The organism is Niastella sp. sgz303648 (assembly GCF_059587045.1).
Genome location: NZ_JCAPSW010000001.1, coordinates 832,188 through 853,766, shown reverse-complemented (window position 1 = coordinate 853,766; position 21,579 = coordinate 832,188). Strand labels below are relative to the sequence as shown.

General features: G+C 44.6%; 10 protein-coding genes. All 10 read left to right on the top strand.

All coding sequences use genetic code 11. The features are described 5' to 3' along the window. Positions 1-18 precede the first annotated feature (18 nt). The 10 genes from AC59IL_RS03005 to AC59IL_RS02960 all read left to right on the top strand — a co-directional run bounded on the left by AC59IL_RS03005 (position 19) and on the right by AC59IL_RS02960 (position 21,380). A complete protein-coding gene (locus AC59IL_RS03005; RefSeq protein WP_496550593.1) occupies positions 19-594 on the top strand; it encodes a hypothetical protein in 576 nt (191 codons plus the stop codon). 311 nt (positions 595-905) lie between these two features. Then, a complete protein-coding gene (locus AC59IL_RS03000; RefSeq protein WP_496550592.1) occupies positions 906-9,584 on the top strand; it encodes an Ig-like domain-containing protein in 8,679 nt (2,892 codons plus the stop codon). A gap of 546 nt (positions 9,585-10,130) precedes the next feature. Then, positions 10,131-10,703 carry an RNA polymerase sigma factor gene (locus AC59IL_RS02995; protein WP_496550591.1) on the top strand — a complete coding sequence of 191 codons (573 nt, stop codon included), beginning with the start codon at positions 10,131-10,133 and terminating at the stop codon, positions 10,701-10,703. Between the two features lie 304 nt (positions 10,704-11,007). Beyond that, the gene (locus tag AC59IL_RS02990) at positions 11,008-13,722 is read left to right on the top strand and encodes a TonB-dependent receptor (protein ID WP_496550590.1); all 2,715 of its coding nucleotides are present in this window, start codon (positions 11,008-11,010) and stop codon (positions 13,720-13,722) included. A 136-nt stretch (positions 13,723-13,858) separates the two neighbouring features. Continuing rightward, positions 13,859-14,413: a GNAT family N-acetyltransferase gene (locus AC59IL_RS02985; RefSeq protein WP_496550589.1), complete on the top strand. Its 555-nt coding sequence runs from the start codon at positions 13,859-13,861 to the stop codon at positions 14,411-14,413. Between the two features lie 130 nt (positions 14,414-14,543). Next, on the top strand, positions 14,544-15,548 hold the full coding sequence (locus AC59IL_RS02980) for a FecR family protein (RefSeq protein ID WP_496550588.1): 1,005 nt from the start codon (positions 14,544-14,546) through the stop codon (positions 15,546-15,548). A 243-nt stretch (positions 15,549-15,791) separates the two neighbouring features. Then, entirely contained in the window at positions 15,792-18,827 is a 3,036-nt protein-coding gene (locus AC59IL_RS02975; RefSeq protein WP_496550587.1) for a TonB-dependent receptor, read from the top strand. Positions 18,828-18,950: 123 nt separating this feature from the next. Then, positions 18,951-19,583, top strand: a complete 633-nt coding sequence (locus AC59IL_RS02970; protein ID WP_496550586.1) for a hypothetical protein — start codon at positions 18,951-18,953, stop codon at positions 19,581-19,583. A 3-nt stretch (positions 19,584-19,586) separates the two neighbouring features. Beyond that, on the top strand, positions 19,587-20,639 hold the full coding sequence (locus tag AC59IL_RS02965) for a sensor histidine kinase (RefSeq protein WP_496550585.1): 1,053 nt from the start codon (positions 19,587-19,589) through the stop codon (positions 20,637-20,639). A gap of 27 nt (positions 20,640-20,666) precedes the next feature. Beyond that, a complete protein-coding gene (locus AC59IL_RS02960) occupies positions 20,667-21,380 on the top strand; it encodes a LytR/AlgR family response regulator transcription factor (RefSeq protein ID WP_496550584.1) in 714 nt (237 codons plus the stop codon). Positions 21,381-21,579: the final 199 nt, after the last annotated feature.

Here is a 21,579-nt window from a genome sequence, read left to right as displayed (position 1 = left end):
TAAATCAAAATCACAATTATGAAACACATGTTATTGAAGAGTACTTCGGCTTTGTTCTTATCTCTTGCAATTTTAGTTTCGGCCTGTAAAAAAGGTGATGCGGGTCCGGCGGGTGAAACAGGTGCTACAGGAGCTACCGGCGCTACCGGTGCTACGGGTTCAACCGGTAAACCCGGAACAGCCAATGTTATTTATTCTGCATGGCTGGATGTGACTTATCAGTTGGCAAATGATAGTATGGCCGTAGGTGTTATCGATGCTCCAAAATTGGTAGACAGCATCATACAAAGGGGCGATGTAAAGGTTTACTGGAATTTGGGTTCTACCGGTACTCCAACAATAGTTTCCTTACCATTTCATGATGGAAAAGCTGTGTTTGGTTTAGCTGATCTTGATATTACTCCCCTTTATGAACCAGGGAGCATATTTCTGCAAACCACCGCAAAATATAATCTCAGCAGCCGTACCAACACTGCGGGCGATAAAGTATTCCAATACCGTTATATTCTTATTCCCGGTGGCGTAAGCGCCCGTTCTGCTATTAACTGGAACGACTATGCGTCGGTTAAGCAGTACCTGGGACTTAAAGACTAAAAAACATGTTACAAGTTACAGGTTACAGGGCACATGGAATATCACAGTCAATCGCTACCTGGAACCTGCAACCTGGAACCTGCAACTATAGGGCGAAACATCCGGGGATTCTATCTCCGGTTGTTTCATAAAATGTAAACCGGGTTGCCTCTTTTGGGGCGGCCCCTTTTTAAGAAAAGTTGATTAGTTGACAAGTTGATAAGTTAATAAGCTAATAAGTTGACAAGTTAACAGGGTTAAAAAGTTAATGGGGTATTGCTTGTAAACATGTAAACTTTTTAACTGGTTAACTCCAAATACAAATCTGCATTATGAGAAATCCTGATTCAATGATCCTGAAAGGTCATTCTGGTATAAAAAAACTTATTTATACGCATGTATTGAGGCCATTTGCCCTGATAGGGGCGATGCTGCTGTTGACGGCTACCGCTTTTTCGCAAACAGCCTCACCGGTTGCTGTTACAGGCTATACCGATGATGTAATAGCCAACGGCACCTCGCTTACGGGTTCTGTTACGAACGATGTGGATGGGGCCAAGTATTATTTCCTGAACCAAAGCTTTACCGCTTTTGGTACACCAACGTATTACCTGCCCAATTCGGGTATCATCAACAGCGTTGCAACAAGCGGCGTAACCTTTCAACTGGCGGATGCTTCATCCAATAACTCGCTTCGCCTTGCCATTCAGAATGCTTCGGGAACATTGACCTTTACAACGCCTCAAAGTGCAGCCGCTATTTACCTGCTGGCTACTTCGGGCTCAGGTGCGTCAACCATTACTTTGACCATTAATTTTACCGACGGTGGCTTCCAGAATGTGGCCGCTCAAACTTTGTCAGACTGGTACGACGGAGCAGGCTTCGCCATACAAGGCATAGGCCGCACCAGTACTACCGCCCTTGAGGGCAGCGCCACCAATCCGCGCCTGTATCAATTGACCATTCCTGTTAGCGCAATTAATTATACAAGACAGGTGGCCAACATCGTCATCACCAAAACAAGTACAGCCGGTGTTGCCAATATCATGGGCGTTAGCGTGGCTATTCCATGTGCTACTCCAACTGCTCAGCCAACCGCCCTGGTGATGAATGCAACTACCAGCACCATCAACGGCTCATTTACTGCTGCTGCTCCTGCGGCTGATGGTTACCTCGTTGTACGTTATCCGGCAGGCGCTACACCTGTGGCTCCGGTAAATGCAACAACATATACAGCCGGTAGTGCGCTCGGCACTGGTACCGTAGTGCAGGCATCAACAGCCACAACATTCAGCGTAACCGGCCTGGCACCCGCTACCGGATACGACTTCTATATATATTCCTATAATAATTTGTGCACAGGCGGGCCTTTGTATTATACTGCCTCACCTCTTTTTGGGTCAAAAATTACCAATGCCTGTGGTACGTTCAGCGGCACGTTTACCATCGGTGCATCGGGAACCTATCCCAGTATCACCAAAGCCATTGAAGCCTTGGGTAACGGTGTAAGCGGACCAGTGCTGTTTGAACTGCAAAGCGATTATACCAGCAAGGCAGAAACATTTCCAATCGTTTTCAATTACAGCGGATGTTTTTCACCGGCTAATACGCTTACTATTCGTCCGGCTGCAGGCGCCAACGGATTGAAGATCGTGGATTCGCTTACAGGACCAGTGTTTGATTTCAGAGGCGCCAGGTATGTTACTATCGACGGACGCCCCGGCGGTACAGGATCTTCAATTGCAGTAACACCTGCCGGCAGCCTCAATAGCATTAACCTCAACATTGTTAGCGCATATGCATCGGGCATGGCCATTCGGTTAGACAGCGGAGCTTCTAACAACACTATAAAATATTGCGACCTGCAGGGTCAAAATACGACTACAGCCGACAGACCGGGTATTACGGCCGGCGTGGTGTATTTTGGAAAGAACGGTGCAACCGGTAATGACAATAATATCATCGATCATTGTAATATTCACTCAACCGGCACCAGCACATCAAAACCAACTATTGGCATTTATTCGCTGGGCTACGACAACCAAAGCACCACAGCTGCTTATGTGCCGCAGTTCAACGACAACAATACGATTTCAAATTGTAATATTTACGATTACTATTCTTCCAGTAACTCAGTGGGTCTGGAAGTAAACTATGGTAACACCGGGTGGACGATATCAGGTAACAGCTTTTTTGAAACAGAGTCAATAACTGTTTCGGGTTATAACCGTGCTATATGGCTGTCGCCTTACCGCAGTACGTATGCCGGTGAAGTGGGTAATGGGTTTATCATCACCAATAACTATATAGGAGGTAAAGCGCCTGCAGCAGGCAGTGCTGCCTATACGCTGGCCACTGGGTCATCGGGCTATTTTGAAGGCATGCGGCTCGAACTGAAAGATGCCGCTACTGCACAGGCCGCTACATCAATTCAGGGTAATACAATTGCTAATATTTTTGTTACAACAAGTATTACTTCTGATGCCTTTCATGGAATGTATTTAACAGGCGGTAGTGGTAATATAAATGTTGGTACGGTTACGGGCAATACGATCGGAACGGCTTCCGGCACAGGAGGCGCCACTACAGGAGGTATCACCATTACGAATACCGGCGCAGGGTCAACTCATATGATCCTTGCAGATGCAGCCTATACCACCGGTATAAGGAATAATACCATCGGTAATATACTGCTTACCGAAGCAGGCAATTATTTCTCGGGCATATTTGTAGCGTCAACAGGTACATCTGTTATCAGTAACAACATAATCAATAATATCAATACCTCCAATGCAGGCACCACTTCAGGGAGGTACGTACATGGCATAAGAATACCGTCTGGTTCACCGGTGGTTACCATTACAGGCAATACCGTACAGGGAATAAACTGTAACTACGCAACCACGGGTACGGGTACTTCCCAGGTGGCCGGTATTCATATCGGTACTACCACCGCTAATATAAGCGGAGGTATAACAGGAAATATCATACGTAATCTGAGCAACGCTTCCCAAACTACCGCTTCGGCCAACAACAGCTCCATCATAGGTATTGGTACCGTAAGTACCAATGCTGCAGGAATTACTATTTCGGGCAATGTCATCGATTCGCTGGTGTTAACCGGTGCGTCGGTTTCAGCTGCTGTGAATGTTGTGGGGATATACATCAGCGCAACTACTTCTGTTGCCAATACCATATCAAAGAACTTCATTCATACATTTGATGCCTCGGCTGCCAATACAGGCGCCATCTTTACAGGTATACAGGCCGATGCCGGTACTTCAACTTTCTCAAACAACATGGTTCGCCTGGGTATTAAACCCGATGGCACACCGGTTACCACAGCATTAACCATTAATGGTATACTGATGGGTACTACTTCGGCCAATAATCTGTACCATAACAGTATTTACATTGGCGGCAGCGGGGCAGGTACCAACGCTTCCAATACCTATGCTTTCAGAAGAAGCGCCACATCAGGCACTTACGATATTCGTAATAATATTTTTGCCAATAACCGTTCCAATACAACTACGGGTGGTAAGCATTACAGCATTTTCTTTGCAAGTGCTGTTACAGGTGCTACTGCCAATTACAATGCTTACCTGTATGCCGGAAAAGGCGGTGTATTTGGTTTTAACGGAGTAGCCGATGTGGCTGTTTATAATAATAGTGGTACTGCTACGCCCAACTGGTTGGCAGCTGATGTAAACAGTATCAGCGGTAATCCTAATTTCATCAATCCCGATGGAACGGTAACAACAGTAAATCTGCATATCAATACTGCGGGTACTACAGTAGTGGAAGGCAAAGGAACAGCCATTACTGCTATTACTGATGATATTGACGGAGATGTGCGCAGTGGCCTTACACCGGTTGATATCGGTGCCGATGCAGGTAATTTTGTATTGCAGCCGGCATGTACAGCGCCTGATGCTCCCACTGCATTGGTATTGACCACCGTTTCTGCTACATCTATTTCTGGCAGCTTTACGGCTTCTGCAAGCAGTGCATCCGGCTATATTGTAGTTAGATATTTTACCGGTGCTACGCCTGTTGCACCCGTGAATGGTGTAGCGTATACATCCGGTGGTTCACTGGGAACAGGAACTATTGTATCGGTTGGTACGGCTACCAGCTTCACCGATACCGGTCTGCTTGCAAGCACCAGGTATAGCTATTATGTATATGCGTATAATACCGGTTGCCTCGATGCGCCGAAATACAGTGCGCCCCTGACCGGTTCTCAAACTACGGGCGGTTGCAGCGGACCATCCGGTTTAATTACCGTTGGGCCTACAGGAACTTATCCTACCCTTACGGTAGCGCTCCGCACATTATCGGGTGGTATCAGCGGCCCCGTAATTGTTGAGCTGCAAAACGATTACACACCGGCTTATATAACCGCAAATGAAACGTTCCCCATAAAGATCGGATCCAGCTCATGTTATAGCCCTACCAATAGGGTTGTTATTCGCCCGGCTGCCAATGCACCAGGCCTTATCATCAGCGGTACCAATGCAGGGCCTACGATCGATTTCAGCGGCGGCAATTATGTAACTATTGATGGCCGTCCTGGTGGAACCGGCAGTGCCATGACTGTAACAGCAGCAGGCAGCACCAATGCGGTTAACCTGAATATTATCAATATCAGCTCCGGTGGTGCAACCATCCGGTTCGACACTGCGGCTTCCGGCAATACGGTTAAATACTGCGATCTGCAGGGACAAAATACCCTTGGCGCCAATGTACCCACTACGCTGGCAGGGGTGGTTTACTTTGGCAATGCCGGAACCAATGGCAATGATAATAACCTGATCGATCATTGTAATATTCACTCAACCGGTACCATATCGCCTTCGATAGGTGTGTATGCACAAGGCGCCAACAATACTGGACTTAACAATAATTTTAACGATAACGATACCGTCTCAAATTGTAATATCTATGATTACTTCCTCCCCGGCGGTAACTCGGCTGGTGTTGAACTGAACAACGGTGTAAATGGCTGGGTAATCAGTGGCAACAGTTTCTTCCAGACTGCCACCCGTACCTATACTGCCGCAGGTTATAACCGGGCAATCTGGGCTATTCCAAACCGTAATACCGGCAGCGCAGGCAACGGATTTGTGATTACCAATAACTATATAGGCGGATCGGCGCCTTTGTGCGCAGGAACACCCTATACGCTCACTGCGCTGGCCAATACCTTTAGCGGCATCCGGCTCGAAGTGGCAGATGGATTTCCGGTGAATGCCAGCTCGGTGCAGGGGAACACCATAACCAATATTTCGATCACCAGTACATCAACCGCACAGGTATTTCATGGTATTGCAGTAACCGGTTCAAACGGAAATGTAAATATTGGAACAGTTACCGGCAATATTATCGGATCAGCTACCGGCAATGGCGCCATTACTATTGCAGGCGGCAGTGCTTCGGTTACCATGCCGGTGTATATTTCAAACACCGCCGGAACGAACGCTGTTATCAATGTGAAAAAGAATACGATTGGTGGTTTTACACTGGCGAATGCCGGGAATAATTTTTCGGGCATATTTGATGATCAGCTGGGTACGGTGACTATTGATGGCAACCTCATTGGAAGTTTAACAACAGCCAATAGCATTTATACATCCAATGCCGGCACCACTACGCAGTATATAAGGGCCATTAGCATTCCTTCTACTACGATAGCCGGTACCTTTACCATTACCAATAATACCATTGCCAACTTAACCAATAACACAACATCGGCCAATTCAGGCAGCCAAACTGCCGGTATCAATATCGGCACTGCTGCTATTGTTACCGCTGTAACAGGCAATACTATTCGTAATCTGTATTGCGCTACCCAGTCAACAGCAGGTAGTGGTACTGCAGCCCTGTTGGGAATTTGTATGGCTTCTACTTCAACGGCAGTTGCCGTTACTATTTCGGGTAATACCATTCACTCGTTAACATCTGGCGCTACTACGGCAGGTGTGTATATGGAAGGTATCTTTTTCTCAGGTTCTTCGAATGTGAATACGCTTTCGGGCAACTTTGTACATAGCTTCGATGTTACCAATACAGGCAATACAGCAGCCAATTTGCGCGGGGTTGAGTGTGCGCAGGGTAAGGCTAATATTTTTAACAATATGGTACGCCTGGGTATTAAACCCGACGGCACCGATTTAACCAATGCCGTACGCATAGATGGTATTATGAAAGGAAGTCCGCTGGATAATAACATCTACTATAACAGTGTGTATATCGGTGGAGGCAATGTGGGTACCAATACCAATATTTCTTCTGCATTCAGAAAAGAAACAGCCAGTGGTAGCGATGATGTGCGCAACAACATATTCATCAACAACCGTTCGAACAGCAGCACCGGCGCTACCCATTACGCCATTTGTGTAAATGCGGTTACCGGATTTACATTCGACCATAATATTTATGGCTATGGCGGAACAGGCGGTGCATTTGCTTCGGTGGCTGGTTTAACCAATACGCCCTCTGCTGCTGCCTATACCGGCGGATGGATCAATGGCGGCGACATGACCAGTCTGGTGGTTGATCCTAAATTTATCGATCCAACCGGACCTGCCTCTTCAGTTGACCTGCATATTACCACATCGGCATTTTCGCCGGCCAATGGAGTGGCCATTCCGGTAGCTCTTGTAAACAATGATATCGACGGCGAAGCAAGGGATGCATCAACACCCGATATTGGCGCCGATGAATTTACACAATCGAATGGCATCGATATGCAGGCGGTTTCGCTGGTGGCGCCTACATCGGCCAAAGGATGCTACGGTAAAGAAACCGTGGTTATTAAAGTAAGAAACAACAGTGCCGCCACCATCGACTTTGCACTTCACCCGGTAACCCTTTCGGTAAATGTAAGCGGTGCACTAACAGCTGCCATCGGCACTGTACTGAATACCGATACACTGGCTGCCGGCGCTACAAAGGATGTGGCATTATCGGCCGATGTTATTGATATGAGCGCCGGAGGCACTTATATATTTGATGCCAGAACAGCAGTAGCAGGCGATATTAAAATCAGTAACGATGCCATGCAAACCACCACACGCACCAAAGTGGCGCTGGTGGCCGGCAATATAAGTGCGTCTGGGATCAGCTACTGCTTTAGCGGAACGCCCACCTTTACTGCAACCAATCAAAACGGATATGGTACTATTCAATGGCAGCAAAGTGCCACACCGGGCACAGGCTATAGCAATATCAGCAATGCCATTTCATCTGTATTAAAAGATACTACACCACAAACAAGGTATTACCGGTTAATGGCCACCTGCGCAACCGATACGTTGTATACTGCCGAAATTGAAGTGACTGTACGGGCGCCGCATGTTACAGGTACTGTTCCTGCTTCGCGATGCGATAAAGGTAAAATGACCCTGCAGGCAACCGGTACTGCAGGCGCTACACTTACCTGGTATACCGATTCAACCGGTGGAACTGCGCTGGCAACCGGTACTTCATTCATTACTCCTTCATTAACGGCTACTACAACGTATTATGTATCGGCCTCTGAAGGTGGTTGCGAATCGGGCCGTACTGCTGTCGCTGCTACTATTAACAACAGCATTGCTATCAAAGCACAACCCATAGGTCAGATTGTTTGTCCGGGTACTACGGTTGCCTTTAAAGTATCTGCAACAGGAACTGCCCTTGGCTTCCAGTGGAGAAAGAATGGCGTTAATATAACCGGCGCTACCGACAGTGTGTATACGATAAATACAGCAGTACCAGCCGATGCAGGTTCGTATGATGTGGTAATAACCAATTCATGCGGAGCAGTTCTTTCATCGGTTGCTGCGTTAAATGTGGCCGGTACCAATACCTGGATCGGTGCAGTAAGTTCCGACTGGCATACCGCCGCCAACTGGTGCGGTGGCATACCGGGCCCCACAACAGATATTATCATCATTGCCGGCACGCCGTTTAGTCCGGTGGTGTCTGCCAATGCTGAAGTGCATACGCTTACCATTGCGCGAAACGCAACTGTTACAGTAAATGCAGGCGGTACGCTGAATATATACGGCAATTTTGTAAACAATGGAACGCTCAGCGCCACCTCGGGTACCATTGCATTCCGTGGTACGGCCAGTCAGTTGGTCGACGCCCTGTCGGCAGCCAATGTGATCATGAATGGGGCAGGGGTAGTGTTGCATGGAAATATGACAGTGACCAATGCGCTCACACTTACCAGTGGTAATATTAGTTTGGGTATATATAATTTATACCTGAGCAAATCAGCTACCGGTACTGCGGGCAGCCATATTATAACAGGCAGCACCGGCTCGGTGATCGTCAATAACGTAACTACAGCGGTTACTGTACCAGTGGGGGCAACAGCCGGTGGTTATAACCCGGTTACAATTGCCAACGGACAAAACCTTACCTATACGGTTCGCGTGGCTGAAGGATTGATCGCTTCCGTGGTTGATAACAACAAAGCCATCAACCGTACCTGGACGGTAACGACCACCACCATACCTGCATCGCCGGTAGAAGTTACCTTACAGTATGCCGATGTCGAAGCCAACGCAGGCTGTAATCCGGCTGCTGCTATGGATGCAGGCGCCTACAACGGTATAACCTATGCAGTGGTATCGCCTTCTGGTGGCATACTGCCAACAGGCTCCGCTGCAGTACGACTGGTTACGGTAACCACTACTCAATTGGGATCACTGATATTAGTGAACCAGGGAAGTGCGGTTAAGCCAACTGTCGACGCTTTCAGTGTTAAACTGATGCCTACGGTGGTTACCGGCAATTCGACCCTGTTACGGGTGAGCACGCCGCGAACTATGAACATCGAGTGGACCGTAATAGATATGACCGGCAAGCTGATCCTGAAATTCAACAGGAAATTAACGCCGGGAGTAAACGATATTAATATCTCCCTGCCCGGTGTTGCCAACGGCGTATACCACCTGCGTGGTGTAAGCGACGATGGTAAAACACCGGTGATAAGATTCCTGGTACAGCATTAATGCCACCAGGCAATGGGCAATAGGCCCAATAGCATAAGAGTAAAAAGGGTGGGTCATCTTCTTAAAGGTGGCCCGCCTTTTTTTATGAGGTAACCCCGGAAGTTCACCGATACACGGGTTGCCAGTACCCATAGTTGAGCCGTAGTTAACCCCTGTTTGCTTCATATTTAACCCATAGCTGCCCCATAGTGAACCCATATTATCAGTAAAAAATAAGTAAGGCAATAGTAAGAGAATAGTAAGGGAATAGTAAGAGAAGGATCAATCTTTTATGCCTGAAGAAGTGATAAAAACCGAAAGCATACCTGTATACTCACAAAAGCTATACCAATTAATGATAATCCTTTCGAAGTAAAAGATCGGAAAATCGTATAAAATCCTGGTAACAGGTGCTACATATATACAATATCCAAATGTTGCCGGGCTGTAGTTTTTATTGTTAAATTACACGTCAGCTAAGTTTCAGCACTATATGTTTGGATACTTTTGAATAAGTGACACTACATGACCCGGATGCCCTTTGAGTCAAATACTGCACAGGAGGATATGTCCCTGATTTTACAAATAAAATCAGGCGACTATGACGCTTTTACACTGTTATATAATAAATACATCCGCCAGCTAACCCAATACGGCCTCAAATTCATGCAAGACAAGCCGGCCATCGAAGATTGTTTGCACGACGTGTTTGTATGGATATGGACCAACCGCCATAGGTTATCTATTGATTACTCAGTTAAAAGTTATCTGTTTAAGGCGGTTCGTACATCTGTTCTTCATCTGATTGAAAAACAAAACAAACTGAGCGCCCTGCATCCCGAACAGGAGCATGAATACCATTTTGCATTGCAACTCACGCCTGAGGCCGTTGTATTACAAAATGAAAACAGGCGGCTGATCAGGCAACAGATCGAATCGGTACTTGAGAAGCTTACCGCCAAACAAAAAGAAGTTATTTACCTGCGTTATTACGAAGGGCTTCACTTTGATGATATCGCCCAAAACATGAACCTTTCTGTAAAAGCCTGCTACAAACTCATGGGCCGCGCCATAGCCACCCTGCGCGAAAATATTCCCGATACGCCGCTGGTGTTGCTGCTGCTGCTATTGGGGTGGTGAATAAGGTTCTCGCAAAGTCGCCAAGGCGCTAAGATGCTCCATTAACTCTTTAAATTCCGGTTAAAATAGTTATCGTCTTATCCGAAATAATTCAGGAAGGCGAAGAATTGGGTTTGCGCTTCAGCGCCTTTGCGCGAAAAATTTCTTCCTTCCCTCTAAAAAAAACCTTCAAACCGTGGGGTAATTTTCGTCATCTCCTCCTCTTAACATCAAATCCGCGCGGATTACGATTGCCTGCTGTTTGCAAAGCGAGGCCTCTGACGATGCCTGCTAATTATTGTAAAACTACAATCAAATCAGTCACATGAGAAAATTTCAATACGCCATCTCTTTGATGGTGCTGCTACTGCTTTGTAACTTATATGCCTCCGCGCAGGGCGTAATTAAAGGTGTAATTAAAAGCGAAAGCGGTGAGCCGCTGGCAAACGCTTCGGTTATTGTGGGTGGTAATAAAGGCGGTACTTCTACCGATACTACCGGCAAATACCGCCTTTCCCTGGCCCCCGGTACTTATAAACTGTTTATTACCAGTGTGGGCTTCAATCCATTTACGATCAACGTTAAAGTCGAAAACGCAGAAGTAACCAAAGACATTGTTCTTAAATATGCCGTGTCCGATCTGAGCGAAGTGGTGGTATCGGTAGGTAGCCGTGCTGCACAGCGTACCTTCACGACCACGCCATTGCCGGTTGATAATATCAACGCAGCGGAATTGCAGTCATCCGGACAGCTGTCATTCGACAAGGCATTGCAGTTAAGAGTGCCTTCTTTCAACTCCGTAAATACACCGGTGAACGACGCTACTTCTTTACTCGATCCCTACGAGATCAGGAATATGGGACCCAGCCGAACACTTATATTAATTAATGGCAAGCGAAAGAACCCCAGTTCACTGGTATATGTTCAAACCTCGCCCGGCCGTGGTGAAACAGGCGCCGATCTGTCGGCCATTCCAACCGAAGCCATTAAAAGGGTTGAAATATTGCGCGATGGCGCTTCGGCCCAATACGGTTCCGATGCCATTGCCGGTGTAATGAACATCATTCTGAAAGACAGGTTCGATTATACCAATTTTAAAATTGCCAGCGGTATTACCCATAAGGGCGATGGGTTTTCTTTATTAACCAGTTTAAACGGCGGCGCCAATTTCGGCAGTAAAGGATTTATTAATTATACCATTAATTTCCAGCGCGAAAATAAAACCAATCGCCCCGGAACGGTAGATGCCGAAGGCGATAACAATGACCTGAGCGATGGAACATCGGCAAGTCTTGCCAATGTAAAGGCCTTTCTGGCCCGTTTTCCTGATGCCAAAAATATCAATGGTACGCCTGCCAATACATCGGCTAAGTTCCTGATAAATACAGGTATTCCTATCAGTGAGAATACAACCTTTTATGCCAATGCGGCTTATGTATATAAAAAAGTGCAGAGCTATGCCAACTACCGCACACCATACTGGAAACAGGATTATGGCTTGTTGCATGCAGCGGGAACTGAATACCTCGGTTACGGACCTACTTTTGAAGGTGATCTGAACGACTACAATGCTACAGTAGGATTTAAAACCGAAAAGAACGGCTGGACACACGATCTTAGTTTTACCACCGGTGGCAACAAACAACTGTATACGGTTGAAAATACAGTAAACCATTCCCTGGCCGCAAAAAGCCCCATTTCTTTTAAACCCGGTGGTTATGCCTTTAGTCATGTGGTAGGAAATATTGATATCACCAAAGAGGTAAATGATAAATTGTCGGTAGGTTTTGGCAGCGAATTTCGCAGTGAAAATTTTCAGATCATTGCCGGTGATACGGCCTCATACTCAGGACAAGGCGCCAACTCATTCCCGGGCATCAGCTCGATCAATGCCATTAAAGCCAACCGGTTTAACTTCGGCGGATACTTTGATTTGAGTTATGATATCACCAAAGCGTTGCTGGTCAATGGTACCGTGCGCGAAGAATATTACAGCGATTTCGGAAGCGCTTTTGTGTGGAAGGTAAGCGGCCGCGCTAAAATGCCCGGTGACAAGATCACGCTTCGTTCGTCGATCTCAACCGGATTCAGAGCGCCCAGTTTGCACCAGATCAACCTGCAGATCGCTCAGCAAAGTTTTGTACCGGGACAGGGCATTCAAACAAAAGGTATTGTAAGTAACAAAAGCCCGCAGGCGCACTTACTCGGCGTACCGGCATTGAAGCCCGAGAAATCGATAAACTTTACAGCTGGTTTGGGTTTCAATCCAACCAGGAACTTTAGTATTACTGTTGACTATTACAAAATTGATATTAAAGACAGGGTTATTCTTAGTTCCGAAATCAGCAATACAGCTGCCGGCAATACTGCACTCGATGATGTGTTAAACAGCAATGGTATTGTGTCGGTTAGCTTCTTTACAAACGGTATCAAAACAACAACGCAAGGTATTGATGTAGTAGCCAGTTACAAAAATATACCGGTGGCATCTGCCGGCAAATTGGCCATTAACCTTGCAGGTAACTATACCATCGACAATAAACTGGATGGTAGTATAAACAATCCCAAACTGATCGCCGATGCAGGGCAAAGCACCTTTGACTTTACGCAGGAAGCATTATTGCTCAGCAGCCGTCCGAAATATAAAGCCATATTGGGAGGCGACTTATCGTTGAGCAAATGGAACTTCTCATTAAATAATACATTATTTGGACCTACCACATTCCGCAACGCTGGTTTAGATCAGAACCTGAAAGTGGTATTTAAAACAAAAGTGTTGACCGATATAAACATCGGATACCAGATCACCAGCCGGATAAGTGCATCAGTGGCAGTGAATAATATATTGAACATAACACCCGAATGGCAGTTGAAATCATTGAACAGTGCAGGGGATGCCGTGTTAAGTGATGCGGCACAGGTAAAAAAGAACGTAAATGCCATTACCTTTAACGGCCGTTACAGCATGGTAACGTACGACGGTTCGCATTTCAGCCAGATGGGAACAACTTTCCTTGCATCGCTGAATTTTAAATTTTAGTTTTTTGTTTATGGTTTGAGGTTTATGGTTTTTGGTTGCTGCGCAGGAATTGTACCAGTAGAATAAAGTCAAAAAGTAATCGGGAAATTTCAAATCGCGGGTTCAACTATAAACAAAAAACCTCAAACCATAAACTATGATAACATATACAACATCGAAAACCGACAACGACCTGAAGCAAATACTGGAGCTTCAGAAAAGAAACCTGGCGATGAACTTAACCCGGGAGCAGATTTCATCGCAGGGATTTGTGACCGTATCGCACAGCTTTACCGATCTGAAAAAAATGAACGATATCGAAGAGCATGTTATTGCCAAATACAACGACCGGGTGATCGCTTATTTACTGGCTATGACACTTTGCTCAAAATCAGATATTCCCGTGCTGGTGCCGATGTTCGATATGTTTGAACAGATTGAGTTCCGAAATAAAAAAATATCGTCCTACCGGTACATCGTGGTAGGCCAGGTTTGTGTGGCGGAAGATTATCGCGGAAAGGGCATTCTGGATGCCTGTTACGCAACGTATAGAGATTTTTTTGAAACCAAATACGACTTTGCCATAACAGAAATTGCCACCAGGAACCAGCGTTCGCTCAATGCACATAAAAGAATTGGTTTTGAAACCATTCACGAATACGAGGCCCCCGATGGAGAAATGTGGAGCATTGTACTGTGGAACTGGAGATAAGTAAGTAATAAGTATTAAGTTATAAGTAATACATGAAGGCTAATTGCCTACGTATAGTTTTACCAACTTAAAACTTATAACTTAGAACTTATGAGAACTTATAACTTAGAACATATAACTTATAACTTGAATGGATAAGTATGCGTTGTATCAAACCGAAGATTTTCTTCGGGATGAATCGTTCATTAATTGGGTATTGGACCCGGAAGGTAAAGGCGCCAGGGAATGGAATGAATGGATGAATGCAAATCCGGTGAAAAAAGAGGCGGCACAAAAGGCGATAGACATCATCCGCTCTTTTGATTTTAAAAAGGAACCGGTAGGGGAAAATTTTTATATCGATCTGAAGAAAAGGATCGATCAAACAATTGCTACACAACAACCTGCAAAATTAAAAGCAGCTACCGCATTCCCTGTTTGGTTAAAGGCAGCGGCTGTAATTGCCGGATTGTTGCTCGGGGCAATAGCCCTGTTTTATTATGTAAAGCCTTCATGGAATACTATTTCTACACCGTATGCAGCTATTAAAACAGTATGGTTGCCTGATAGTTCAGAAGTAGTACTGAATGCCAATTCAACCATCCGCTATCACGGAAACTGGAATGCGGGTGAGCGGGAAGTTTGGATAACAGGAGAGGCTTTTTTCAAAGTACGTCACATCGATAAAGCCGGCGAAGCGCAGCATTTTACAGTTCATGCAGGTGATGCAGCCATAGAAGTGTTGGGTACCGAGTTCAATGTAAAAAGCATCAACAATATCACCGGCGTAATGCTGCGTCAGGGAAAAGTAAGGTTCAGTGTTCCTGCCGGTCATGCACAAGCCATCATGCAGCCTAACGATTATTGCCTTTACAATGCAACACCGGGAAAAATAATTACCAGTGTTGCCGATCCGGTTTTATATACTTCCTGGATGGAACACCGGTACCGTTTCGAAAAAACACCGGCCCGCGAAGTATGTGAAACCCTGAAAGAATATTTCGGATACGATTTCATCATTCGTAAATCCGACCTGGCCGAACAACCCATTTCGGGAACGCTTGAATTACAAAACGAACAGGTAATGTTTAAAGTGTTGAGCGAATTGCTGAATGCATCGGTTACAAAAAATGGAAATAATGTTGTTATAGAATAGATACCATCCCGCCTTCGGCGGGTAAGGGTTGCCACAGATGAACACAGATGAAATGCAAGGTTTATTTTTTGAAGTGTTGGTTGTTCTTTTCAATTCTATATACTCAGGCATAAATGAATGACTGCTATTAGTTTTGAAGTGAGAACCGAAACTTATCTGTGTTAATCTGTGGCAAATTGTATTCATTCCGCCGAAGGCGGAATATTAAAGAATCCGGGCCAACAAGGAAACTGCTATGAGCTTATGAGTCAAAACCTGTCTCGTAAATGGTTTATTGTATTGATTGTGTTGGCGTGCACAGTGGCCACTGTGCATGGGCAAATTGTTGCGCCATCTGATAAAAAGAATAAAACCACCGAACAGGACAGCAGTCTTCCCTTAAGGGATGTATTGGTTTCGCTTGAAAAAAAATACCGGTTGAGCATCCTTTACCGCGAAAACCTGGTCGAAAATAAAATGGCGCCGCCCAAAACAGTTGAGGGTAATAATGCCGACACCGCTTTGCACGCCTTGTTAACGCCGCTGGGGCTCACCTTCAAAAAAGTATCTTCAACACAAATCGTCATATCCGAAGCAACAGGCATGCCGGTAGAACCTTCAGATAAAAAAACAACCGGCATAGTTAAAAAGCTGAACCTGTTAAAAGGAACGGTGCGCAATGAACGAAATGAACCGGTGCAGGGGGTATCGGTAATCATATTAGGCGTATTTAAAGGAACGGTTACAGATGCCGGCGGTAATTACCGGTTGCTTCTCGATGAAGGAACACATAAAATTTATTTCAGCAGCGTAGGATATAACAGTTATATTACCAGCATCAATATGCAGCATGCCGATGCCATAAAAGATGTAACGCTTAATAATGCGGTTACTGATTTAAGTGGGGTGGTGGTAGCAGTGGGCAGTCGCGCTTCACAACGAACCTTTACCACTACTTCTTTACCTGTTGATAATATAAACGGGGCCGACCTGCAATCAACCGGACAGTTATCATTCGATAAGGCGCTTCAGTTTCGGGCACCTTCTTTTAATACAGTGAATATGCCTGTGCATGATGCTACTTCATTATCTGATCCCTACGAGATCAGGAATTTGGGGCCGAGTCGCACACTTATTTTAATAAATGGTAAACGCAAGAACCCCGGTTCGCTGGTATATATACAAACCTCACCGGGGCGCGGCGAAACCGAAACCGATTTGAGCGCCATACCGATGGATGCCATTAAACGGGTAGAGATTCTGCGCGACGGCGCTTCGGCCCAATATGGTTCAGATGCTATTGCCGGTGTGATGAACATTATTCTGAAAGACCGTTTTGAATATACCGGTTTCAAGCTCAGCAGCGGTATTACGCATAAGGGCGATGGATTTTCGCTAAGCACCAGCATCAACAGCGGTGTTAATCTCGGTACCAAAGGATATGTGAACTATACGGTAAACTTTCAGAAAGAAAACAGGACCAATCGCCCCGGCAAAGTAGATGCAGAGCAGGATTTTATCGATCTGGGAGATGGCACAGCCGCCGGTATGGAAAAAGCAAAGGCGTTCCTGGCGCGTTTTCCCGATGCAAGGAATATAAATGGAACACCCGCCATTACGGCCGCGAAATTTCTGGTAAATGCAGGCATTCCGTTAAACGACAACAGCCTGTTTTATGCGAATGCAGCTTATGTGTACAAGAACATTCAAAGCTATGCCAATTTTAGAACGGCCTACTGGAAGCAGGACCCCTATAACCTGTTGCACGATACTACTTCGGAATACCTTGGATACGGCCCCACCTTCGCAGGCGACTTAAACGACTATAATGCCACGATTGGTTTTAAATATGAAAAGAACAACTGGAATACCGATGTAAGCGCTACCGCAGGAGGCAATCAGCAATTGTATTCGGTAGATAATACCTGGAACCCTTCGATGGGAGCGCAAAGTCCTACTGCTTTTCGGCCCGGTGGTTATGGGTTTCATCACCTCGTAGGCAATATCGATATCACGCATACCGTGAATGATAAGTTATCGGTTGGTTTTGGTACAGAATTTCGAAACGAAACATTTACCATTATAGCAGGCGACAGGGCTTCTTACACAGGGGATGGTCCTGTTTCTTTTTCAGGCATATCGCAGGCCAATGCCATGAAGGCCACTCGTTTTAATATCGGTGGTTACTTCGATGTAAGCTATGATGTTTCAAAATCAGTATTGCTCAATGCAACTGCGCGTCAGGAGTATTACAATGATTTCGGAAGCGCTTTTGTTTGGAAGGTGAGCGGAAGAAAAAAACTGGCGGCAGATAAAATTACCCTGCGTTCCTCTTTATCGACCGGATTTCGCGCACCGGGTTTGCACCAGGTAAATCTGCAGATATCACAGCAGATATTTACCCCCGGCATGGGCGTTCAAACCAAAGGCGTGGTAAATAACAAAAGCATTCAGGCGCAATTGTTAGGCGTACCTGCACTGAAGCCCGAACGCTCGCTGAACTTCACCGCCGGTTTTGGATGGCGACCATCTGCCGGCTTTAGTTTGACCCTCGATTATTACAATATCGATATCCGCAACCGAATTATTCTCAGCTCTAATATTGCACATACAGCCGACGGAAATACACAGTTAGATAATGTACTTAGCGCCAATGGGATCATTGGCGTTAGTTTTTTTACCAATGGCATCTGCACCAATACGCAGGGGCTCGATTTGGTTGCCACCTGGAAGAATATACCACTGGCGCCGGCCGGCCGCCTCACGGTGAATGTTGCCGGTAATTACACCATCGATAATAAATTGAAAGGCGTTGTAAGCAACCCTAAACTAATTGCCGATGCGGGGCAGGCTATATTTGATTATATGCAGGAAGCTTTGTTGCTTACCAGCCGGCCAAAGTACAAAGCGATTGCAGGGGCCGACCTGTTGCTGTACAAATGGAATGTGAGTGTGAACAATACCTTGTTTGGTCCGGCTACTTTTCGCAGCGAAGGACTCGATAAAAATATCAAACTGGTTTTTAATCCGAAGGTTGTTACCGATGTTAATTTGGGTTACCAGTTTACGCAATGGTTAACCACTTCAATAACCGTGAACAACCTGTTCAACATATTGCCGCAATATTCATTAAAAGCGCTGAACAGCGAAGGACAGGCCGTGTTAAATGACCCGGTTAATGTTAAAAGAAATATCAATGCGGTAACCTTCAACGGCCGTTACGGCATTGTTACCTACGACGGTTCGCACTTCAGCCAATTAGGCTCTACGTTTTTACTTACGTTTAGCTGTAAGTTGTAGCGGGTTCTCCCCTCAAAACCGGTTTTACCCCCTGATATCTGATGTTGATCGTATTTATTTTACTACCTGTTCGTTCCGCTTTTATTTTACTCCTGCAATATTATTTACCTAAACTTTATTAAAATGAAAACGAGAACTATTTTTTTATTTACCTTAATTGCGGGTGTTCTTTTGCAGGGATGCGTTTATTCTCTGCATCCTTTGTATTCGAAGGATGACCTTGTGTTTGATAAAAGGCTGCTCGGTTCCTGGGGGGAAAGTGGTAAAGACCCTATATGGAAAATAGAAAACCTGATGGAGCATGAGATGGCGCCTTATACGAACAAGGCCGAAAGAGCAGAAAAGGAAAATTTTAAGAAACAATTCATTAATAAAAACACCTACCTGCTCACTTATACCGAGAAAGGGGAGACCAGGCAATTTGAAGCCAATTTGACAAAACTGGGAGACGATTTGTTTTTAGATCTGTTTCCTGATGACATGCATGCAAAGAATAGTTTTTATGAAGATCATTTCGTGCCTGTTCACACCTATGCAAAGGTTAAGATATATGATAATAAATTCGAGTTGTATTTCTTTGACTCAGAATTCCTTTACAAAATAATGGACCAAAATAACATCAGGCTAAAACACGAATCCTTCGAATATTATAAAGTAATTACAGCCTCCACAGAAGAACTGCAGCAATTTGTTAAGAAATATGCCAACAAAAAAGAGCTATATGCTGATCCGGTGGTAATGATCAAAACCAAATAATGAATGGGAGCAATAAAAAAAATATCAGGTAATATTATTCAAAACAGGATGTTGCAACATATCCTGTTTTGGGCTGTGTCGTACTATTACCTCATTCATTCGTTTTCTATTACCAATAATATTGAGAAAATAGATTACATATATACGGCCGTATTTCATTTCACCATTATTTTGGGTGTGTATACCAATTTGTATTTTCTGATTCCGCGTTTTCTTGGCAAAAAAAGATACTGGCAGTACGCATTATTGTTTGCTGTATTGCTGGCTATAACCGCCCGGGTGAACATATTTATATTTAACTATGCCATTGATTATTTGCTTCCCGATTATTTTTTCGTAGCCAACTTTAGTTTTTGGCAACTGGTACAATTTGGATTTGTTTATTTGGGCTTAACGTCATTGTTGAAATTGTCAAAGGCATGGTTCAGGTTACAGGAGTCGAAAAATGCCATGATTCGCCTTGAGAAAGAAAAAGCCGCTACCGAATTGTTATTTCTGAAGTCACAGATCAATCCCCACTTTTTGTTCAACAGCCTTAATAATATCTATTCTCTAACGCTAAAACAGGATCCCCTCGCACCACAAACAATACTCAAACTGAGTGAAGTAATGCGTTATATGATTTATGAGTCGGCCGGAGACCTGGTGCTATTAAAAAAAGAAATAAACTATATCGATAATTATATAGATTTACAAAGGCTGCGCATACGGGATAAAGCTTCCATTGTTTATGAAGTATCGGGTAACATCAACGATCAGCAGGTGGCCCCGCTTATATTCATTGTTTTTATTGAAAACAGTTTTAAGCATGGGATAAAGGCCGGACTGCACGATGCCTGGGTAAATATAAAATTGCATGTAAATAATACCAGCCTGCATTTGTTTATCGAAAACAGCAAAGGGGTTGTGGATGATGTAGAAAAAGAAGGTGGTAATGGCCTGGGGCTGGAGAATGTGAAAAGAAGGCTTGATCTGCTGTATCCTGAAAAACATAAGTTAAAGATACAGGAGAATGAAAAGAAATATGTGGTTGAGCTGCAGTTAAACCTGTTGTGAATACAATTACAAATAAAACTTTCTGTCATGAAAATAAAATCTTTAATAGTAGACGATGAGCCGCTGTCGCAGGAGGTGATTGAAACCTATATAAAAGATTACCCCGTAATTGAGCTGGTAAAAAGTTGTAACAATGCCATTGAAGCGATGGAGGCTTTGAAGCAATATGATATTCAGTTACTGTTTCTCGATATTAATATGCCGGTGCTATCGGGCATCAAAATGGTAAAGTCCCTACCTTCGCCGCCTGCAATCATTTTTACAACCGCTTATCCCGAATATGCTATTGATGGATTTGATCTGGATGCCATTGATTATCTGGTAAAACCATTTTCCTTTGAGCGATTTGTGAAGGCCGTTAATAAGGTGCGTGATAAAATGGAAACGGCAACAGCTGCCGCAGCTGCCAAACAAACGCCTCAGCAAGACTTCATTGTTATCAGGGCCGATAAAAAATTATACAAGTTAAACTTTGATGACATCAGTTATTTTAATTCAACCGGCGATTATGTTAAGGTGTTTAGCAAACAGGGCAAAGTGATCATTACCAATGAAACACTCAGGAATATAGAAGCCGGATTACCACCCCATCTTTTTATAAGAGTTCATAAATCATTTATCGTATCAGTTAAATCAATTCGCTATATCGAAGGCAACCAGGTAATGGTTGATGCCACCACTATCCCCATAGGGTTGACATATAAAGAAGAATTGATCAATAAATTTAATTCGCCCTTATAAGCTGCCAACGGCCTGTTCCATGCTGTTGGTCGGTTTGGGGTTAGCAGCATACTTGTTTTCCGGCATAGGCAGGAGGCGTATAATGGTTCTACGAATGTAGGAAAGAATTAGAAATAAGAAATAAAGAATGAGAAATGAAAAAGTTGTATTCACTTTGTTATTTCTGATTTTTCATTTAACATTTTTCATTTCTTAAAAG